The following is an 18,991-nucleotide window of genomic DNA, read 5'->3' as shown; positions in this document are numbered from 1 at the left end:
CCCGGTGACTGCGCAACGATTGATTCTCGTCGGTGGACTGTGGACGGACGCGTCGGTGTGGGACGGCGTCGTGGCGAGATCGGATGACGCGGTGGCGGTGAGCCTGCCGGCCGAGCGGTCGGCGACGCTCGACGACCAGGTCGCGGCGGTGCTCGCGGCCGTGGACGCCGCACCCGGCAGGCCGATCGTGGTCGGGCATTCGGCGGCGTGCACGCTGGCCTGGCTGGCCGCCGACGCCCGGCCGGAGAAGGTCGGGAAAGTGGTGCTGGTCGGCGGCTTCGCGGTCGGCGACGGCGACGAGTTCGCCTCGTTCTTCCCGATCGAGGACGGGGTCATGCCGTTCCCCGGCTGGGAGCCGTTCGAGGGCCCGGACGCGGCCGACATCGACGAGGCGACCCGGGCGGCGTTCGCGGCGAACGCGATCCCGGTGCCGGAGGGCGTGGCGAAGGGGATCGTCCGGCTGACCGACGAGCGCCGGTTCGACGTGCCGGTCGTGGTGGTCTGCCCCGAGTTCAGCCCGGCCCAGGCCCGCGAGTGGATCGCGGGCGGCGACGCCGGCGACGTCGCGAAGGCCAAGCACGTCGAGCTCGTCGACATCGACTCCGGACACTGGCCGATGCTGACCCGGCCGGCCGAGCTCGCCGAACTGCTGGCCCGGCTCTGACCGGAGTCCGGCGCCGCGGAGCCGGCGGGCTCAGCTCGTGAGTTCCGCCAGCCGGGCGTAGAGGCGTGCGGCGTCCCGCGGATCCGCGGTCAGCGACACCGGATCACCCCGGCGCAAGGTGGTCAGCGCGGCTGCGGGCGGGCTTTCCAGAAGACCACGCAGGGGTACGGCGGCAGCGGCCGGCCGGGCGCCGAACAGGCGGGCCGCGGCACCGACGATCGAGCGCATCGGCCGGCCGAAGTTGCGGTGCATGCCACTGTCGACGAACAGCGGGTTGTACAACACGTACCGGATCGGGCTGTCCGGGAAGCGGGCGGCGAACCCGGCGCCGAGCAGATCCAGCGCCCGCGCCCCCTGCATCGTCGCGGTGAACAGCGAATATCCCGTGGCCAGCTGGAGATCGTCCCAGTGGATGCGGCCGGCCTTGATCCCGCCGACCCCGCACAGGTTGACGATGACCGGGTTCGGCGCGCGTTCCAGCGCCGGCCGCAGCCCCTCGGTGAGCAGGTAACGGGCGGCTACCACGATGGCGAAGCTGCGTTCCAGGCCCTCGGCGGTGACGATCCGCCGGCTGGAGAACTGCCCGGCGGACAGCACCAGGGCGTCGATCCGGTCCGGCAGCCGGGCGATCAGCTTGCGGGTCTCGGCCATCGACGTCAGGTCGGCGTCGGCGCTGCCGAGGGCGATGACGTTCCAGCCGGTCAGGGAGGAGGCGAGGGCCTCACCGATTCCGCGGGTACCGCCCGCGATCACCACAGTGCGCATACTGGCATCGTCGGCTGCACCGGACCGGGTCGGAAAGAAGGCACATCCATGTCACTCCTGCCGCTGCCGGTCACCTCGGCGGACCGTGAGAGCTGCGAGGCGACGTACGTGCTGCGGCGCGTCGGGGAGAAATGGAGCGTGCTGATCCTGGTGATCCTGGGCGAGGGCCCGATGGGGTTCAACGAACTCGACCGGACGGTGGAGGGACTCAGCCGGCGCATCCTCACCCGTACGCTGCGGGGTCTGGAGAGCGACGGCCTGATCAGCCGCACACCGGCCGCGGACCGGATGGAATACGCCCTGACCGATTCCGGTCAGTCCCTGCTGCCGCTGATCGTCGCCCTCGGCGAGTGGGCGATCGAGCACGCGCGCCACCGCCGATGATCCTGCCCCTCGTCACTGATCTCGACGCAGCGGTTTCCGGTAACGGTGCAGACTCTCCGTGACCCGGAAACCGAACCGTTCGTAAAGAGTGCGGGCGCCGGACGGATCGTGGGCCTCGGTGCGCAGCCGGGCCGGGCCATCGATGCCCGCCAGGCCCCGCGCCAGCAGGGCGGAGGCGACGCCGCGCCGCTGGAAGTCCGGGTCCACCTGCAGGTCGTCGATCTCGTCGCCGGTCACCGCGATGAACCCGGCGATCCGCTCCCCCGCCGTCGCCACGTGGAAACCGGCCAGGTCCGAACGTCGCAGCCAGTCTCGCCAGCGCTCCCCCGACGGCAGGGCGACGAACGGGCGACCGGCCCAGGACCGCTCGGCGAGCCGCCGCAGATCGACGGCGTCCGCCACGGTCACGGTCCGCATGCGGAGACCTTCCGGCAGAAGCCTTCGTGGTATGGGTGACGGCTCCCGGACCATCCACACCATGGTGAACGCCCTGCGGTAGCCGCGGCTGCGCAACAACGCCTCCCGACCCGCGTCACCCTCGGTGGCGTTGCCGCCGAGCATCACCGGCCCGGTCGGCCCGCGTTCGGCGACCAGCCGGGCCGCGGCCGCCTCGGTCGCGTCGAGCAGTCGGCCGCCGATGCCGCGCCGCCGGTACTCCGGCAGGACATGACCGTCGGTGAGGTACACGTGGACACCGTCGGCTTCGGTCCACGACCGTAGCGACGCCCATCCCGCGGCCTCCTCCACCGACCACTCCATGTCACCGCCTCCCCAGCACCGACCGCCACGGCAAGGCCGGGTTGGCCGCGGCGTGGAACGCCAGGTCCGGGTCGTCGAGCAGGGCGACGATCCGGTCGGCGGGAAGACGGGGACACCCCGCCATCGCCTCCCGCACCTGCTGATCCGGATCGGCCGTCAGCCGGTCGACGACCGCTGGGTCGGCGTCCGGATCGCGGGCGGCCAGGAGCCGGGCGCGGGGGTCGGCGTGGCCGGCGAACCGTGCCAGGCCCTCCCGCGGGAACGCCGGCGACGACAGCAGGGCCACGTTGCGTGGCGACTCCAGGTACTCGTCGAGCAGCAGGTCTCCCGGAGCGGCGGGATGGCGGCGGGCCAGTTCCGCCCGTACCCTCGGATCGGGGTCGGAGGCCAGTGCCGGGACCAGCGCGAGCGGGACGTCGGCGCGCCGGGCCGCCAGGCGGCGCAGCCGCGGATTCTCCGAGCGCGCCCAGCGCGCGACCTCGCCGGGGCTCAGGTCCGCGTCCCCGCTCAGGATCGCCCGGTCCTCGTCGGAGACGTACGCGTGCAGCGCGACCGCCTCGCGGACCTCCTCGACGGGGTCGGCGGCGAGGGCCGCGACCAGGTCGGCGGGAAGGTGACGGCGGGTGGCGATCGAGGCGCGGACGCCCGGCGCCGGATCGCCGGCGAGCCGTTCGACCTGCTCCGGTGTCAGGTCGGCGTGGCTCGCCACCCGTTCCCGGACCTCCACGTCCGGCCACCGGGAGAGCCTGTCGACGATGTCCGGCGGGATCCACTCGTTACGCACCATGGCGCGCACCTGCTCGACATCACCGCCACCGAGCACCTGCTCGATCAGCTCCCGGGAGAGCCGCCAGTTGAGCAGCAGCCACCATAGGGCGTGGCAGTGCTGCACCGGCAGGTCACCTGGCTGCAGAATCCGCTCCCGGTCGGCGACGGCGGCGGCGGCGAGCGCCCGCACCTCCGGATCCGGGTCGTCGAGCAGGAAGTCCAGGTGGCCGCGGCGGGTGGAGGAAGCCACCTGCCGGCGCACGCGAGGGTCAGGATGGCGCGCGACGAAGATCTGCCGGCTCCAATCCGCCTCGAACAGCTCCCCGAACAGCTCGATGCTGGTGAACGGGAAGTCCGGCGGCGGATCGAGCATGGTCGTCACCAGGCGCGACAGCACCTCATCGGACAAGTCCCGGCCCCGGCCGCTCCACACCCTGAACCACACCCGCCAGTCCGGGTCGTCGAGCAGCCGCAGTCGCGACTCCCGGCTGAGCCGCCCGTTGCCGGCGACAGCCCGCCGCACCCGGGCGGACGAGTGGACGGCCATCTCCTCCAGCAGGGCCTGCGGAGTGTCGTCGCGCGCCTGAAGTCCCGCGGCCGTCTCGTCCGGATGGTCCCGCCACAGGGCCGTCAGCACGTCCCAGGGGACCGAAGGATTGTGCGCGAGTCCCGCCAGAACCGTTGCCTCCACGGGGCGATCCTAGAACCGTCACACAACGGCGGCCCGCATCGTCGTACCGGCATGAACCGCATCCTCGTGACCGGCTCCACCGGAACCCTGGGCCGCCCGGTGATCGCGCTCCTCCACCGCCTCGGCGCCGACGTCCGCGGCCTGAGCCGTCACCCTTCCCACTCCTCCCCTGCCGACAGCCCGGCCCTCCCGGCTGACGGCCCGCTTCCGGCGGCCGGGCCGAGGACGTTCCGCGGTGACCTGGCGACCGGCGAGGGCCTGGAACAGGCGCTCGCCGGCATGGAGGCGGTGGTCCACTGTGCGAGCGACACCCGCCGGATGGGACGCACCGACCTCCAGGCCACCCGCAACCTGCTGGACGCCGCCGGGCGCGCCGGCCACCCGTACATCCTGTTCATCTCCATCGTCGGCGTCGACCGGATCCCCTACCCGTACTACAGGGTGAAGCTGCGGGCCGAAGCCCTGATCGAGGCCTACGGCGGCGGCATCCTGCGCGCCACCCAGTTCCACGACTTCGTCCTCGGCGGCGCCCGCCTCGCCGCCCGCCTCCCGATCGCCCTCGCCCCCGACGTCGACGTCCAGCCGATCTCCACCACCACCGTGGCCGCCCGCATCGCCGATCTCCTCGACGACCCGCGCCCCGGCCGCGCCCCCGACCTGGGTGGCCCCGAGGTCCTGCACACCCCCGACGTGTTCCGCTCCTACCTGACCGCCGCCGGCAGCCACCGCCCGGTACTCCCGATCCGCCTTCCCGGCGCCACCTTCGGCGCCTTCCGGCGCGGCGCCCACCTGACCCCCCACCGATCTCCCGGCCCACACTGGTCCGACTTCCTGCAGAACCACTTCCCCGGTACGCCCACCACCCCCTGACCTCCCCATGGCCGTCAGGCACCGCACCGGAATCGCTACCGCTGCCACATGCCTCGCTTGGCATGCGCCACCCGGCTGGTGAGCTGGGGAAAGGCCGGCGGTTCGTAGGGGGCCGGCCAAACCTGGAGCAGATATTCGTCGAGTGGCGGATCATCGATGCCACGCCCGCTCTGTGCCGATGCGCGGCCAGATCGCCGTACAGAACCACACTTCCCGGGCTCACTGCTGCAACGTAGCGCGCGACTGACCGTCGCGGCGGTGACTTCGTCTGGTCAGCGGCGGACCGGGGTGCCCGCCGGAACCGTAACCGTCACCGTCGAGCCCGATGGCGCTCAGCGATGGTCCCTGCTCGTCGTGCATGGTCCGACTGAAACAGATGACGACTGGCCGAAGGGCGCCCCCGAGATCGAGCCCGGCGGCTGAGACCTGGCGGATTTCTCCGGCCACCTACCGAGCCCGTGACGTGCCCTGTGACGGCCGGCGTGCACGGACGGCGGTAGAAGCGCGGACGTTCGTCCAAGCAACCGTGTATCGGTCGTCACCATGCGCGGGCCCGGCACTCAGCGTGCTTCCGCACTTCGCACACCGAAGGCTCTCCATCGCGGCAGTGTGTCATTCCGTCCCGATGACAGCACCGGGAACATGACTCGCGGCAACTCTCGTCCCACGAAGAACGTCTCGGCGGAATCGACCGCAGGCCGTCGCGGGATTGGCCAGACTCGGTGGGCATGAGGACTCTGCGGGTCATCGTCTCGGCTTGCGCGGCTGCGGTTCTCGCCGCCGGAGCGGTTGTGCCCGCGCAAGCCGCCCCGAAGTCGACGGCCATCAGCTTGACGAGCCCGGCGGCGACCATCCGGCAAGGCGCCAAGCTTGCCTTCGGTGGTCTCCTGAAATCGGGGACCAAGGGTGTGAAAGCCGCCGCGGTGACCATCTCCTTCCGGCGGAAGGGGACGACCGCGTTCGTCACCGCGGCAACGGTGAAGACCAACGCCGCGGGCCGGTTCACCTGGGCGTCAACGGCCAAGACCACCGGGGTGTGGAAGGTGTCGTACCGCGGGTCGTCTGCCTACCGGGCAGCGGCCGCGTCCAAGACGATCACCGTCACGGCGCTGCGGCCGCGGCTGCTGGGCGGCGTGTCGGGCAAGGGGGTGGTCATCGACGACGGCATCGAGCCCTACGTTCATCTGGGGAGCGAGACGTTCGGCTATCCCTACACCTATCCGGCGCCTGGCCGGGATTACACGGTCGTCTGGTCGTACGCCTGCTCGAACACGGTGCCGGACAACTGGATGCTCTACTGGCTCGACCACAGCAAGTCCCCCAGTATCGAGATCGCCGTGGTCTCCGGGGAAGCCGCCGCGTCCGGAACCTTCGCCGGTCATGACGGGGATCCCGATCTCACCGACAACGACTACTGGACGCGGTGGCTGTCCATCGACATCACCGGGAAGAACCTCGGTTCCTGTTCCTCCACTGCCAAGGTCTACTCCGGAACGGCTGTCGTCCCGGTGTGAGCTCGTCGTTGTGGCCGAGGTCGTCACAACGCCGGGTCGAAGGCTTCGGCTGTTCAGCCGGCGTCGTCGAGCGTGACGCTACTGCGTGCCGGCCTGTTCGCCCACGCCGCTCGCAGCGCCGGATGCTGCGCGAGCCGCTGCTCGACGGCGTGGATGGCCCGGTCGCGTTCCGGGCCGGGCGCGCTGAAGTCCAGGCCGGTGTCCGCTGGGACGGAGCGGCCGAGATCGGCCAGTTCCGGCGTGTCGGCGAAGACCATCTCCAGGTCGACCTGCCAGATCTCCGGCTGGTACCAGTCGTGGGGCGCGTCCCACGCGTCCCGCACGTCGACGGCGAACTGCCGGGTGAAGGCGAGACTGGGCAGTCGGTCGTTCCAGCTGTACCGGCCCCACTGCACCATGAAACCGTCGGCGTCGTTCTCCAACGGTTCCAGACCGTCGACCGGGAGGGCCAGGAACTCGGTGAACGCCTGCCATGCCGCCGCGACGTCGTGCACATGGCCGGGATCGACGCCGGACCGGCGGAGCATGCCCTCCAGCGTCTGCGCCGCGTCACGCCACCGGAGTCCCACGGCGGGCAACGCTACCAAAAGTTTCAGCGCTGGGAGTTCAAGTAGGACGCGGAGTAGTGGACGTAGCCGGACATGGCGACCTGGTGGAGGAACTTCTCCGGGCCGGGGCAGATGGGGACCCTGGTCAGGTAGTGACGCCAGCGGTGCAGGTCGTGTTGCCACAGGTCGACGAAGCGGTGGCACAGCCCGTAGGTGATGTCGGCGCTGCGGCCGCGGGCGGCTTCCAGGGAACGGCGGATACGGGGATCGTCCGTCAAGGTGATGACCAGGTCGATGAAAGCGCGGCGCCGGTGCAGGGCCGCGCCCCAGTAGTCCTCGTTCTTGACCGCGTTCAGGGTGGGGGTGGCGCCGGCGGTCGGGGTGGGGCCGCTGTCGAGGAGCCAGAACAGGCCCTCGGCCAAGGTGTCGCCCAGCTCCTCGGCCAGGGCGCGGGACGGGTTGGCGAACGGATCGTAGTCGCGCTGGCTCATGGCGCCGGCCCGGGCGGCGCGGAAGGGGACGCCGCCGCCGAGGAGGTAGAACCAGTCCTCGTTGTAGATGTTGGGGAAGAACGACTCGCTGCGGAGGGCGTCGACGATCATGGCGCCGCCGCCGATGAAAGTGTCCTGGCGGCCGCCGACGGCACGGTAGGCGTGGCAGATGACCGAGTTGTCCTCGTAGCCGTGGTTGCGAAGGCCGACGGCGCGGTAACGGTCGACCAGGCCGGCGACGCGGTGCAGGTGGGCGGGGTCGTCGATGAGGATGTCGTCGTCGAGGAACAGGACGCGCCGCCAGCCGGAGCCGCGGGCCAGCAGCAGGCCGAGGTTGCGTTTCAGGCTCAGGTCGCTGGTGGCGCCGAAACCGCTGTCGTGCAGCAGGCGGTCGGTGGCGAACGACGGCAGCCGGTCGGCGAGCGCCGGGGTGACGTCGACGGCGAGAGCGCGGGTGCCCTCGTGGTCGGCGATGGCGAGCGCGTCGGAGGAGGTGGCGGCGCGGCTACAGAGCGCGACGACCGTACAGTCGATCTCTTTGCCCACCTGCATGACGTGCCGCAGCGCGTCGGCGGGCCAGGCGGTGGGCACGATGACGGCGTCGAGCCGGGATGAGACGGATGCGTCGTCGGGGACGTCCTCGTCCTGCAGCAGGACGGCGTGGGAGCCGTGGTGCAGTTCACCGGCGGAGGCGAGCGATGAGCCGGCGGACGGGAGCGGCGAGCCGGCGGAGGCGAGGGAGCCGGCGGGAGGACGCGGCGGCATCGGTCAGTCCTCCGGCCAGGCGTGCAGGATGGTGTCCGGCGCGTACCAGGCCGGGGTGACGGCGACGCCGTTGAGCACCTGGACCCGGAAGAGCAGGCTGAACGTGTCACCGGAGAACTGCTGTGCCAGGAAGTCGGCGTTCTTCTCGCGGAAGACGTCGTGCGTGAGGGTACGGACCGCGCCGTACACGCCCTTGCCGAACATGCCGTTGCACACGGTGATCGTGCGGTCGGGGTTGAGCGGGTTCGGCGCCCGGAAGAAGTGGCCGACGTCCTGGACCAAGATCCGGGTACCTCCGCGGGTGTCGAACTCGGGTGAGAAGGACAGGGTCTCCCCGTCGTCAACGACCTCGAAGCCGCCGCGGCTCGGGTCGTCGTCGTCGGAGCGCTGTATCACCGGAACGGGTGTCAGCCGCATGGCGTCGTGGGTGGCCTCGTTCCAGTCGATGCCGCCGAGCAGGATCAGGTGCGCGGTCCAGTCGTCCTGCGTCATGTCGCGGGCGCTGCAGTAGCGCACGTCCAGGTCGGGGTTGACCGCGCGGAGGTGGCCGTGCAACTCGAACAGTGAGTCGAGGTCGGCCAGCCGGGCCAGTTGGGACGCGTCCGGGTCGGGCACCGCGGGTGGGGTCTCGCCGCCGGGCTCGGCACAGACGATGAGGACCGGGCCCTCCTTGTAGTGCCAGGGGCCGCGGCCGACGATGCTGAGCCGTGCCGGGGTGAGCAGCGCCGGCGCGGCGCCGGGCAGGGCCGCCGTGCGCAGGCCCAGCAGCTCCTCCTTGAGCCGGGCCCGGGTCGCGGCCTCCTCGGGGGTGAGCTCGTGCTCGCCGACCAGACGGTACGGCCGGGACTCGATGGACCGGCGGGTGCTGTAGAAGGTGACGATCGCGTTGAGGCGGCTCACCGGCGGGAGCGTGACCCTGGTGGTGCTCTCCCAGGAGGAGATGAGCTGGGCGCTGGCGGGTTTCCGCTCGCTGAGGGCCTCGGCGAGCTCCTCCTGGGTGACGAGGACGCCCGGCCACCACGACGTGCGCAGTTCGCGCAGTCGCACGGCCAGGGCCGGCCCGGGAAGATCATCGCTGACAGGCACTCCCGCACCTCCAGAAAACTCTACTTTACTCCAGGCGCATAGCACCCTAGCAGCTCTTACCTCCCGGCATGGACCGACGACGAGGATCCCGTCGAGAACCGGCTTCTGGATTGCGACCTAGAACTTCAGCAATTTACAGTCGAGAGACTGAAGTCGACTGAGGAGGTAATTGATGGACCTGCATCGACTGAGCGGGCGGGCGTCCCGCGCCCCTCCCGAAAACCAGAGCGCCTCCAGCCGTTGCCCCGGCCGGAAGCGCATCTGATGCAGGGCGGCCGCGCTGACTCCAGACTCAGGAGGTCCACCCGTCATGAGAACCATAGTCCCGACGTCCACGTACGCAATCCCCTCGTCCGCTGACGGCGCCTATGTGCACGAGATGACGGCGGCCATCACCTCGGCGGCGGGGCTCGTTCCCGTACTCCTCATCGCCTGGCTCTTCGTCTTCGCCACTTTCAAGATCGTCCGGCTGTTCATCGACGCGCTCCGGCTGTCCCCGATCGTGGCCGACTGCATCACCGGGGCGCTGCTCGCCGCCGTGGTGGTGATCGGTCTCCTGCATCGCTGAGGGAACCGCCCAGGACGTCCGCGCTGCTGTCGCCCATCGACAGCAGCGCCGCGCAGCGGCACGATCACCGAAGGCGGACCAGCGGGAGGCCATCGGTGGGCGACGACGTGTCGATACGGACCGCCTCAGACGAGGACGTCCAGAAGCTCGTCGAGGACCGGCACGACCGGCACCATCTCCTGGAGCATCTGCGCACCGGCCGGGGCATCGTCCTGTTCGCGCTGCTCGGCGAGGCCCTCGTCGGCCACGTCTTCCTGCGTCTGGGCCCGCCCGAGGAACCCGAACTGCTCGAGGGCCTGCCCGACGTCCCGCTGCTGCAGCATCTGCGGGTGATGACGTCGTACCAGCGCACCGGGATCGCCCGCCGCCTGCTGCGCGAGGCCGAGCAGCGGCTGCGCGCTCGGAACCACCGGCGCGTCGCTCTCGGCGTGCACCCGGACAACGAGGTGGCGATCAGCCTCTACCTGAGCGAACGGTTCACCGCCTGGCGTACCGAGCCGATCGACACGTTCCGCCTCGACATCACCGACGACGGCCAGCACGTCCACGTCAGCGAGCCCTGTCTGGTGTTCGTCAAGGAGCTCGACTGATGCGTACGATCCACGCGTACCGGCTCACCTTGTCGTTCAACCAGTGCGGCGGGGCTTGGTGCCTTTCTTGTGGTGGGCCGGTCGTTGGTGGGCCTGGCCGGTGACCAGAATGAGTCCCACGTCGTGGCGGACAGCGGCCTGTCGGTTGCGGGAACCTGGCGGACGTCCGGGATCGGGGCGGCCGGGTTCAGGTGCACGCGCTGGTGAGGCGCCGGTCGCGCGGAGATTCCGAAACCCCCGCCGCATCCGGGCCGGGGTGAGCCGTTCCGGCGGGATCAAACAGGAGGCGCCGCTCTCCCACCAGGGAGCCTGGGTAAGGCGTCTGACCCGGGTCGACGAAAGGCTTTCGTACTGAAAAGGATGTTTTACGTCTAAAGGGCGGTTTGATCCGACAAGCCGGTGCTGGAATCGGTTCAGCGCTCCTGCGCTGTTCAGCTTCCGCAACGAAAGGATCTTCGGTGAAGAAGACTCACGGCATGGTCGCAACGGTAGGCGCCCTGGCGCTCACTCTCGGCGCCCCCACCGCCCCTGCCAGCGCCGACCCGCCCCCGCGAGGGCAGTCCGGCTACGGCCCGGCCGCGGACGTCGAGGTCACCGTCGCCGATTCCGCTGACCCGGCCGCACTCGGCAACACCTACACCTACACCACCACCGTCACCAACAACGGCCCCGACGCCGCCACCGGCGTCAGCACCACCGTCACCCTCTCCGGCAGCGCCCGCACCATCCTCACCGCCGCCACCAGCCAAGGCACCTGCACCACCACCGCGGCCACCGTCACCTGCACCCACGGCAACCTCACCCCCAACGCCGACGCCACCATCACCATCACCGTCGAACCACAGGCCACCGGCACCGTCACCGCCACCGCAGCGGTCACCAGCACCAGCCCCGCCGACCCGGTCGCCGGCAACAACACCGACACCGAAACCACCCTCATCAACAACGCCAACGGATGCACCATCACCGGCACCAGCGGCAACAACCTGCTCCTCGGCACCGCCGGCCCCGACGTCATCTGCGGCCTCGGCGGCAACGACGCCATCAACAGCCTCCCCGGCAACGACCGCGTCTACGGCGGCTCCGGCGACGACAACATCAACGGCGACGACGGCACCGACACCATCCACGCCGGTCACGGCACCGACACCATCCAAGGCGGCAACGGCAACGACACCATCGACGGCGGCCCCGGCACCGACAACGCCAACGGCGGACCCGGCACCGACACCTGCACCAACACCGAAACCATGATCGACTGCAACCCCTGACGGCGACGGCCGTTCCACTTCCCAGGGCTGGAACGTTCCGGTTCCGAGGGAGTGGAACGGCACCCGCCGGGTTGCCCGGCGCGGGCTCACGCGTTGCGTGCCGAACCGGACCCGGATCCCAGCCGCCACCGCGAGGGCTGGTGGCCGGAACGTCGTCCCGCTCAGGATCTTCTGGCGCCGCTTCTCCTCGGTGGCGCAGTAGCGGTGGCCCCAGCCGTCGCCGAGCTTGGCGATCGGTGCGCCGGCGGGGAACGACTGAACGCGGGGCGGGCACGTCCCCGGGCCCTTCGCCCTCGTGCCACCCGCCCACGGCGACGGCGACGGCGACGGTTGAGCCGGGACCTTCTGGACGGCCCGGCCGGGCCGGCTGCCCCGCGCCGGGCGCGTCTTCCCAGTGCTTGCGTCGGCGCGACGGCAGCTCCTCACCCCCGGCGGCGAGGGCCGCACGGTAGGCGGCGGCCGCGGGCGTGTCCGCCCGGGTTCACTTCGGCCTCAACCAGGCCATTTCGCGCCCCTCCCAGCGATGACCTTGCGCCGCCACCGTACGGGATCTTTCCACGGCTCAGGGGCCATCTCCCCGGGCGTGCGCGGCCCGCTCGGCGGTGAAGGTGCGCTCCATCTCGGCGAACAGCGCCAGCTGTCGATTTCTGAGGTGCCGTGCACGGATGGCCGAGGTCCTCTGCACGGGGTGAAGATCAGAGCGTTCGAACGTTGAGGAGCTCTCAGAAACGTCGTATCGGTACGGCAGGATCGCGGCGTGATTGAGATCTGTGAGCCCGGCGGAGAGCAGGACGTCCGGTGGGTGATGGCGGCACTGCGCGGGGCCGGCGAGCCGGAGTTGGACGCCGTTCCCTGGGCGCGTTTCACCGACGAGTGCTGGGCACCCGACGTCGTTCCCGGCCTGCTGCGAGCGCTGTCCGACCCCGACCACGCTTCCCGCAGCCTTAGCGAACTGTGGACCATCGTGCGCAACGAAGGCACCAGCGACGTCACCGGGGCACTGGCGGTGCCGTTCCTGCTGCGAATCGCCGCTGACCCCGCGGCGTCCCAGCGCGGCGAGCTGCTGAACCTTGCCGCCGAGGTGGGACACCGAGAACACTTCGGTACGGACATGCGCGCGTCCTTGTTTCAGATGGTCGATGAACAGGACCGCGAGACGATCGACGGGTACGGGCGCACCGTCGCTTGGACTTGCCAGGCGGCGCGGGAAGCGGTCACAGCCGACGCCCCGCTGCTTATCGGCCTGCTCGACGATTCGACTGCACCGGTCCGGGCGAACGCGGCATACGCCCTGGCGGGCGCGCTGATGCCACCGCCCGAGGTGACGGCCGCGCTGCGGGCGCGCCTCGCGGTCGAGACGTCCCCGGCCGTACGGATCAGTCTGGTGCTGGCTCTCGCGCAGTTGGCGGTGGAGCACGGGAACTCGGACGTGGTGGCGTGGACGGCTGCGCTATGGGCCGATCCGGGTAGCCCGCCTGAGGTGCGGTTCGCTGCCGCGTTGAGCTGGTTGTGCGCGACGACCGAGCCGGTGCCGGATCGAATGCTGGGCTTATTCACCGAGGTATTCGACGCTCGCCTGGCTGAAGCGATGGACGATGTGCCGTGGCCTAACCACAACCTTCGCCGTGGCGGGCTGGCCGCGTGGCTCGTCGCCTTTCTGGGCGACATGCCAGATGTCCAGACGGATCTAGTGGCACGCCTGGCGGTATCGCCCCATCCGGCTCTGCGCTCATCGGCCCAGCGTGCGGCGTACGCTCTCGCCAGCGAGTGGCGGTCGCGGACCGACGCGATGATCGGCTTGCTGGCGGATCGTCTGCACGACGCCGATCCGGCTGTACGGCGAACCGCCGCCCGGCACCTGGTCCGGGCCGGAGCCGCCGTCGCGTCCACCGGCGATCGGATCGCTTCCGCACTCGACGATCCGGACCCCGAGGTGTGGGCCTGGACGGTCGTGATGCTGGCTCGTCTGGGCGACGCCCGCGCGGTCGAGCCACTGGCGGACCTACTGAGCCGACCGGCCTATCCCTGGCCCGAGCCCCGCTGGCATCCGGATGGCAACCCCGATCCGGGCAACCTGTTACCGGCGATGAGCCCGTACGCCGAGCGGCTCGCACCGGTCGTCATCGCCCGTCTGGCCGACATGAGCAACGGCTGGCAGCGCCTCCGGTGTGATCTCCTCCAGGGGATCAGCCACTGGGGCGAACACGGAGCCGGCGCTGTCGGACTGCTGACCGAGCTGCTGTCCGCGCCGAATACCGACCGCCCCGCAGCCGTATCCTGCCTCGCCCGGATCGGCCCGCCAGCCGCCGCCGCGGTGCCCATTCTCGACCGACTGGCCGCCGACGCCGAACCCAGCCTGCTGGCCAGCCTGGTCTGGGCACGCTGGCGCATCACCGGGGAACGCGCCGAAGACACCGCCGCCGCGCTGGCCTGGCTCGCCACGATGGCGGACACCGGATCCCAACCCCTGCGCCTGCTCGCCGACCTGGGCCCCGTCGCTGCGGCACACGCGCCGGTAATCCGCACCCGGCTGAGCGCCGACAATCACTGGAGGACCAGAGTGGAGGCGGCGATCGCGCTGTGGAGCACCACCGGCAACACCGCCGACACGGTGCCTGTCCTCACTGCCCTCCTCGATGAGTCCTGGGAGTGGAATCCGTTCGGCTCCGCTGACACCACCGTCGTTGACCACCTCGCCCGGATCGGCCCGGCAGCAGCGGCCGCAGTGCCGGCGTTGACCGCCTTCCTCGAAAGCGATCGCCGGATCGAGCAATGGGGCTGGGACAACCCGATCGACTGGGACCAGCGTTGCCGACAGTCGGCTACGGCCGCGCTGCGCGCCATCCGTCCCGCGCCGCGCTGATCGCTGGGGCTCCTGTTGGGGTCCGCGGACATCTCCGCCCGATCGCTCCCCCGCGTCAAGTTGACGTACACCCCAACACCACACTCACCACCAGCACCAAAGAGCGTCAGAATAGGGTCCAGTGTGGCGTTTCTAGACGACTGTCTGATGGCTCCATAGAGTCCAACCTGACAAAGGGCGGTCAGGAAGGCGAGAAAGATGCGCGTCGGCTACGTCAGGGTCAGCACCGTCGACCAGAACACCGTCCGGCAGCTCGACGGCATCGACGTGGAGCGCGTCTTCACCGACAAGGCCTCCGGCAAGGACACCACCCGCCCCAAGCTCGACGAGATGATCGCGTTCGTCCGCGACGGCGACACCGTGCTCGTGCACTCCATGGACCGGCTCGCCCGCAACCTCGACGACCTCCGGCGCTTGGTCCGGACGCTGACCGGCAAGGGCGTGCGGGTGGAGTTCGTCAAGGAGGGCCTCACGTTCACCGGCGAGGACTCGCCGATGGCCAACCTGCTGCTGTCGGTGATGGGCGCCTTCGCCGAGTTCGAGCGCGCCCTGATCCTGGAACGCCAGCGCGAAGGCATCGCCGCCGCCAAGCAGCGCGGCGTCTACACCGGCCGCAAGCCCGCCCTCACCGCCGAGCAGGCGCAGCTGCTGCGCGAGCGCATCGCCGCCGGCGAGAAGAAGTCCGCGCTGGCCAAGGAGTACGGCATCAGCCGCGAGACGGTTTACAGTTACCTGGCCTCCCGGTAGTAATCAGCGAAAAACCAACGGCACCGCTGGTCAGAGTCGGTAGCGCCGGGCGGTAGTGCCGCAAGTGCCATCCCACGGTTGACCAGCGTTGCGTTGGTTTCAGGCCGAAAACGACCGGGGAGGCGGTGAGCGCGGATCGCCAGCGCCGCTCCCACCCGGTCTCCTGCGACTCACGGCTGCTGACGGCAGCGGTGGCTGCCTACTTCGGCCGGTACCGTGGCCAGTCCCGGAGGCACACCGACTCCGACCTCAAAGTCTTTCTGCGTTAGTCAGTCGCGTCGGGTGTCTGGCCGGAGATACCGGCACCCCGATCAGGGCCGTCCAACGCTGATCTGGCGTCTCGCGTAATCGGACGGCAGCGTGGTTTTCTGCAGGAGCTTGCCGGTGAGGTCGTAGAGGCTCGCGATGCCGTTGTATATGACCAGTATCTGGTGGGTGCTTACGAAGTACGCAGAGCCGGCGGACGGGAGGGTGGCGACGGTCCGGCCCGTCGCCACCTCCGCGACCTGCACCAGCCGCTTGGCGCGGTCCTCCGGCAGGAGCAACACGTAGCGACCGTCGGGTGACCACGCGTTTTGGCTCACCGGCGCGCCTTGGACCGCAAGAGTACGAAGGAGCTCACGGGTGCTGAACGAGTAGACACTAATTTTCAGCGTGCCCGTCGTATCAGGGGCCGCTACGGCGATTTCGGTGCCGCCGGGCAGCCAGGTGAAGGAACGCAGATTGACGAGCTCAGGAATGTCCCAGTCCTGGTGATCGCCCGTGCCGGCATGGAGAATCCGGATGCCTGTAGGTCGAGTCAGCAGCAGCTTTGTACCGTCCGGGGACCATTGCGCGTCGGAAGCGAAACCATTCCCGCCGGACCTGGTTCCGTAGTCGTACCGGCGCACGTGGCCGGTGGTGGCGTCCATGATGCCGATGCGGCTATCTGCGTCGAAGAGCGCCGCGTACTTCCCTACCGGCGCCGCTAGAAGCGCACAGGACTTGTCGCGCGAGATCCGGTACCGGCCGGTTGAGCGATCCAAGACCACGCCGGCGTCGCGAACGGTCGTGCCCTCAGGGCACTGCGGGTCGGACCCGGGATCACGTTGCGGGCTCAAGCCGGTGACAACGAAGCCGCCGGGTAGCCCGACCGGGGACTCCCACCAGTCCTTACGGATCACCGGCGCGGGCGGCAGCTTGCTAGCGGTAGGGGCCGACGAAGCCAGGGCTGATGCCGCCGGTACCGGCGTCGGCCCGGCGTTCCCGCCCAGAACGGTATACGGAATGAGCATTGTTCCCGCCAACGCAGCGACGGCGACGCCGAGCACCATGCGGCGTCGGCGCTGGATACGGTGACCGCGCCGCCGAGCCGCGGTGGCCAGATCGGTGACGTACGGCGCTTCTGCTGCAAGATCCGCCACGGCCGTGCGCACAGCGTTCTCCAGGCGACTCATCGGGCAACTCCTGTCCACTCGTCGACGTCAACAAACCGGTCGCGCAGCGTCGCCAGGGCCCGGGACGCCTGGCTGGCCACCGTGCCAGGACGGCAGCCCAACACTTCGGCGGTCTCCTGCACAGTGCGATCCTCCAGATAGCGCAGGACCAGCACGGCGCGCTGCCGGGCCGGCAGCGACAGCAATGCCTGCCGCACCGCCAGACGATCGGCAGTCTCCAGTCCCGAGCCGCCGGTGTGCGGCAGATCTGGTACCTCAGCGACCGGCACCTCGCGGCCACGGCCGAGCCGCCGCCATCGCGACGCTTGGTCGTTGTAAATGATCCGTCGCACGTACGCCTCGGCGTCACTGTGGATGCGCGGCCACTTCGTGTACGCCTTGGCCAGCGCACCTTGTACCAGGTCCTCCGCGGTCCGCCTGTCCCCGCTCAGGGCATAGGCGATGCGGAGTAAAGCCTGCCCACGTCCCGCCACGAACGCGGTGAACTCCGCCTCCAGCGACTGCTCCACAGGTCACCTCCGTCAAGCCAGACGTCATGAGCCGCGAAACCTTTGCATGTCCGACCGGTACTTGTGCGTGATCAAGATCACCTTCCCTTGCCCTGGCAGGCCTTCGGGTAGTTTTCGGCCTGAAACCAACGCAACGCTGGTCAACCGTGGGATGGCATTAGCGGCACTACCGCCCGGCGCGACCGACTCTGACCAGCGTCGCCGTTGGTTTTTCGCTGATTACTACCGGGAGGCCTACCTGCGCGTGGAGCTGATCGCGGGCTGACGGGCTCCGGTCCCGACTCGCCGTCCAGGGCAGCTATCGCCCGAGTTTGTCGACGAGCCGGCGACCGAGCACGAAAGCCGTACCAGAACTCGCCCCGGTCGCCGATGGCGGAACGACCGCTTGCGGAACAGAGAGCCTGAGCGCCTGCTCCACGGACATCGAGCCAGCAAGGCCGGCGCCCGGCCGGTCCGGATCCTTGGAAGCGGAACGGTCCAGTTTCTGGAAGTGGAATGGGCAGGTGTGACGATGGTGGTCGTGAAGGTCGTCATTGTGCCGGCGCCGACCAACTCGGCTGCCACCACAACTCCGTCCGTGTCTCCGAGCGCGTCACCGACCGCAACAGTCGGCCCTGATCGCCGTCCCTGACCTCGACGTGGTACCGGCCGACCCTCATCTACCTCTGGCGCAGTAGCTGCTTCGCGACCTCGGCGGTGATCGCGTCGGCGGCGGCAGCCGGGTTCCCGAGCATCTTCCCGGTACGCGTGGCCACGTCCGTGGCGGAGTCCTCCGGCTCCTTCACTATGACGGTGAGGACCGCGTTGCCGGTGAGCGTCGTCTGCGTCAGCGTGTGATGCGTGCCGTCGGCCCGGACGAGAGCCTCGCCGTACGCCGTCGTCACGGTGCTCACCCGAAGCGAGCCGGCCGGCTTGCCGCGCACCTCGGAGGCGGTCATGTCCGCCATCAGGCGGTGACTGGCGGCCGCGTTGCCGTGGCCGGTGAAGGCGGGTTTGAACCCGTCCCGGAAGATCTGGATGCGCACCTCCATCCGCAACTTGCCCGACGACGGCGAAAGCCAGCCGCAGTGAATCCAGATCCGGGAGTCGTGCAGCCGCGGCAGCGGATACGAGCGGGGCGGCTGCGAACCGGTGTAGCGGACGGATTCCGGCGAGCTCAGTTCAGGGCACTCGCCACGGATCCCGGTGTAGACCGGTGCCACCGCCGCCGGTTGCGAAGCGGACGGCGCCACCGCCATGGGACGCGGCTGCTCACCGCCGGAGCAGCCGGCCAGGACGGCCAGGCCCGCCAGCGGCGACAACACCCAAGATCGATTCATGGGGCACACCGTAATGTGCCGTGCCTGCTGGTGGCACGCCCGTGTCGCGCGTATGTCGCATCAGGCCCGGCTCTTGAGGAACATCGGAACGAAGAGTAACGCTAGGGATGATCTTGAGTATATTGAGCGGGCGGCTTAGTGATCTACCTGCGGAGACAGTGCGGCGATGCTCCGTAGCGCTTGCAGGTGCCGATCGTAGGCATCGCGTCCAGCGCGGGTGAGGTGTAGCCAGGTTCGGGCCTGGCGGCCGACTTTTCCCTTGCTCACTTCGACGTAGTGAGCGGCTTCGAGTGTTCCGCACCGGGTTTGATGGAGACATTGATGACCCGTCGCATCACCCGCGCGGACGGCCGACGGGCTGAAGCACCCAGTTCATCGCCGCC

General features: G+C 69.8%; 19 protein-coding genes and 2 pseudogenes. 10 read left to right on the top strand and 11 right to left on the bottom strand.

The genetic code is table 11. The features are described 5' to 3' along the window. Nucleotides 1–4: 4 nt before the first annotated feature. Nucleotides 5–664, top strand: a complete 660-nt coding sequence (locus tag Aut01nite_RS37045) for an alpha/beta fold hydrolase (RefSeq protein WP_043526912.1) — start codon at nucleotides 5–7, stop codon at nucleotides 662–664. A 30-nt stretch (nucleotides 665–694) separates the two neighbouring features. Here the strand turns inward: Aut01nite_RS37045 and Aut01nite_RS37040 are convergent, their stop codons facing one another. Beyond that, nucleotides 695–1,429 carry a Rossmann-fold NAD(P)-binding domain-containing protein gene (locus tag Aut01nite_RS37040; RefSeq protein WP_043526914.1) on the bottom strand — a complete coding sequence of 245 codons (735 nt, stop codon included), beginning with the start codon at nucleotides 1,427–1,429 and terminating at the stop codon, nucleotides 695–697. A gap of 48 nt (nucleotides 1,430–1,477) precedes the next feature. Here Aut01nite_RS37040 and Aut01nite_RS37035 point away from each other — a divergent pair, with 48 nt between their 5' ends. After that, complete coding sequence (locus tag Aut01nite_RS37035) at nucleotides 1,478–1,813, top strand: winged helix-turn-helix transcriptional regulator (RefSeq protein ID WP_043526916.1); 336 nt, start codon at nucleotides 1,478–1,480, stop codon at nucleotides 1,811–1,813. A gap of 12 nt (nucleotides 1,814–1,825) precedes the next feature. On the opposite strand, the gene Aut01nite_RS37030 is transcribed toward Aut01nite_RS37035, so the two are convergent. Next, entirely contained in the window at nucleotides 1,826–2,572 is a 747-nt protein-coding gene (locus Aut01nite_RS37030; RefSeq protein ID WP_043526918.1) for a GNAT family N-acetyltransferase, read from the bottom strand. A gap of 1 nt (nucleotide 2,573) precedes the next feature. Then, a complete protein-coding gene (locus Aut01nite_RS37025) occupies nucleotides 2,574–4,031 on the bottom strand; it encodes a hypothetical protein (RefSeq protein ID WP_161790665.1) in 1,458 nt (485 codons plus the stop codon). A gap of 51 nt (nucleotides 4,032–4,082) precedes the next feature. On the opposite strand from Aut01nite_RS37025, the gene Aut01nite_RS37020 reads away from it, so the two are divergent. Beyond that, complete coding sequence (locus Aut01nite_RS37020; RefSeq protein WP_043526920.1) at nucleotides 4,083–4,901, top strand: SDR family oxidoreductase; 819 nt, start codon at nucleotides 4,083–4,085, stop codon at nucleotides 4,899–4,901. A gap of 728 nt (nucleotides 4,902–5,629) precedes the next feature. Next, nucleotides 5,630–6,415, top strand: a complete 786-nt coding sequence (locus Aut01nite_RS37015; protein WP_152628806.1) for a hypothetical protein — start codon at nucleotides 5,630–5,632, stop codon at nucleotides 6,413–6,415. Nucleotides 6,416–6,468: 53 nt separating this feature from the next. Here the strand turns inward: Aut01nite_RS37015 and Aut01nite_RS37010 are convergent, their stop codons facing one another. Genes Aut01nite_RS37010 through Aut01nite_RS37000 form a run of 3 tightly spaced genes read right to left on the bottom strand, consistent with a single transcriptional unit; the run spans nucleotide 6,469 to nucleotide 9,305 of the window. Beyond that, entirely contained in the window at nucleotides 6,469–6,984 is a 516-nt protein-coding gene (locus tag Aut01nite_RS37010) for a hypothetical protein (protein ID WP_043526924.1), read from the bottom strand. A 23-nt stretch (nucleotides 6,985–7,007) separates the two neighbouring features. Further along, nucleotides 7,008–8,219 carry a hypothetical protein gene (locus Aut01nite_RS37005; RefSeq protein WP_052163932.1) on the bottom strand — a complete coding sequence of 404 codons (1,212 nt, stop codon included), beginning with the start codon at nucleotides 8,217–8,219 and terminating at the stop codon, nucleotides 7,008–7,010. A gap of 3 nt (nucleotides 8,220–8,222) precedes the next feature. After that, nucleotides 8,223–9,305, bottom strand: a complete 1,083-nt coding sequence (locus Aut01nite_RS37000; protein ID WP_043526925.1) for a hypothetical protein — start codon at nucleotides 9,303–9,305, stop codon at nucleotides 8,223–8,225. 310 nt (nucleotides 9,306–9,615) lie between these two features. Here Aut01nite_RS37000 and Aut01nite_RS36995 point away from each other — a divergent pair, with 310 nt between their 5' ends. Next, on the top strand, nucleotides 9,616–9,873 hold the full coding sequence (locus Aut01nite_RS36995) for a hypothetical protein (RefSeq protein ID WP_161790666.1): 258 nt from the start codon (nucleotides 9,616–9,618) through the stop codon (nucleotides 9,871–9,873). A gap of 95 nt (nucleotides 9,874–9,968) precedes the next feature. After that, nucleotides 9,969–10,463 (top strand): GNAT family N-acetyltransferase, encoded by a 495-nt coding sequence (locus Aut01nite_RS36990; protein ID WP_043526929.1) that lies wholly within the window; start codon nucleotides 9,969–9,971, stop codon nucleotides 10,461–10,463. Nucleotides 10,464–10,499: 36 nt separating this feature from the next. Here Aut01nite_RS36990 and Aut01nite_RS44660 read toward each other — a convergent pair. Beyond that, nucleotides 10,500–10,733 (bottom strand): annotated as a pseudogene (locus Aut01nite_RS44660) (NF041680 family putative transposase); the annotation flags it as partial. Nucleotides 10,734–10,921: 188 nt separating this feature from the next. Here Aut01nite_RS44660 and Aut01nite_RS36985 point away from each other — a divergent pair. The 3 genes from Aut01nite_RS36985 to Aut01nite_RS36975 all read left to right on the top strand — a co-directional run bounded on the left by Aut01nite_RS36985 (nucleotide 10,922) and on the right by Aut01nite_RS36975 (nucleotide 15,344). Continuing rightward, complete coding sequence (locus Aut01nite_RS36985) at nucleotides 10,922–11,734, top strand: calcium-binding protein (protein ID WP_152628807.1); 813 nt, start codon at nucleotides 10,922–10,924, stop codon at nucleotides 11,732–11,734. A 757-nt stretch (nucleotides 11,735–12,491) separates the two neighbouring features. Continuing rightward, on the top strand, nucleotides 12,492–14,597 hold the full coding sequence (locus tag Aut01nite_RS36980) for a HEAT repeat domain-containing protein (protein WP_052163935.1): 2,106 nt from the start codon (nucleotides 12,492–12,494) through the stop codon (nucleotides 14,595–14,597). A gap of 198 nt (nucleotides 14,598–14,795) precedes the next feature. After that, on the top strand, nucleotides 14,796–15,344 hold the full coding sequence (locus Aut01nite_RS36975) for a recombinase family protein (protein ID WP_043526930.1): 549 nt from the start codon (nucleotides 14,796–14,798) through the stop codon (nucleotides 15,342–15,344). 311 nt (nucleotides 15,345–15,655) lie between these two features. Here the strand turns inward: Aut01nite_RS36975 and Aut01nite_RS36970 are convergent, their stop codons facing one another. Next, entirely contained in the window at nucleotides 15,656–16,780 is a 1,125-nt protein-coding gene (locus Aut01nite_RS36970) for a WD40 repeat domain-containing protein (protein WP_152628808.1), read from the bottom strand. After that, nucleotides 16,777–17,289: a SigE family RNA polymerase sigma factor gene (locus Aut01nite_RS36965; protein ID WP_043526933.1), complete on the bottom strand. Its 513-nt coding sequence runs from the start codon at nucleotides 17,287–17,289 to the stop codon at nucleotides 16,777–16,779. The genes Aut01nite_RS36970 and Aut01nite_RS36965 overlap by 4 nt, the downstream gene beginning before the upstream one ends. 67 nt (nucleotides 17,290–17,356) lie before the next feature. Here Aut01nite_RS36965 and Aut01nite_RS36960 point away from each other — a divergent pair, with 67 nt between their 5' ends. Then, nucleotides 17,357–17,554 (top strand): hypothetical protein, encoded by a 198-nt coding sequence (locus Aut01nite_RS36960; RefSeq protein ID WP_152628809.1) that lies wholly within the window; start codon nucleotides 17,357–17,359, stop codon nucleotides 17,552–17,554. Nucleotides 17,555–17,948: 394 nt separating this feature from the next. Here the strand turns inward: Aut01nite_RS36960 and Aut01nite_RS36955 are convergent, their stop codons facing one another. Together Aut01nite_RS36955 and Aut01nite_RS44990 are read right to left on the bottom strand one after the other, a co-directional pair. Continuing rightward, the gene (locus tag Aut01nite_RS36955; RefSeq protein ID WP_152628810.1) at nucleotides 17,949–18,608 is read right to left on the bottom strand and encodes a hypothetical protein; all 660 of its coding nucleotides are present in this window, start codon (nucleotides 18,606–18,608) and stop codon (nucleotides 17,949–17,951) included. A gap of 135 nt (nucleotides 18,609–18,743) precedes the next feature. Then, a pseudogene (locus Aut01nite_RS44990) lies at nucleotides 18,744–18,896 on the bottom strand (transcriptional regulator); the annotation flags it as partial. Between the last annotated feature and the right edge of the window lie 95 nt (nucleotides 18,897–18,991).

The sequence above is a fragment of the Actinoplanes utahensis genome, assembly GCF_016862455.1.
Classification (GTDB): domain Bacteria; phylum Actinomycetota; class Actinomycetes; order Mycobacteriales; family Micromonosporaceae; genus Actinoplanes; species Actinoplanes utahensis.
The sequence above is the reverse complement of the archived record's forward strand: the minus strand, read 5'-3'. Positions and strand labels throughout refer to the sequence as shown.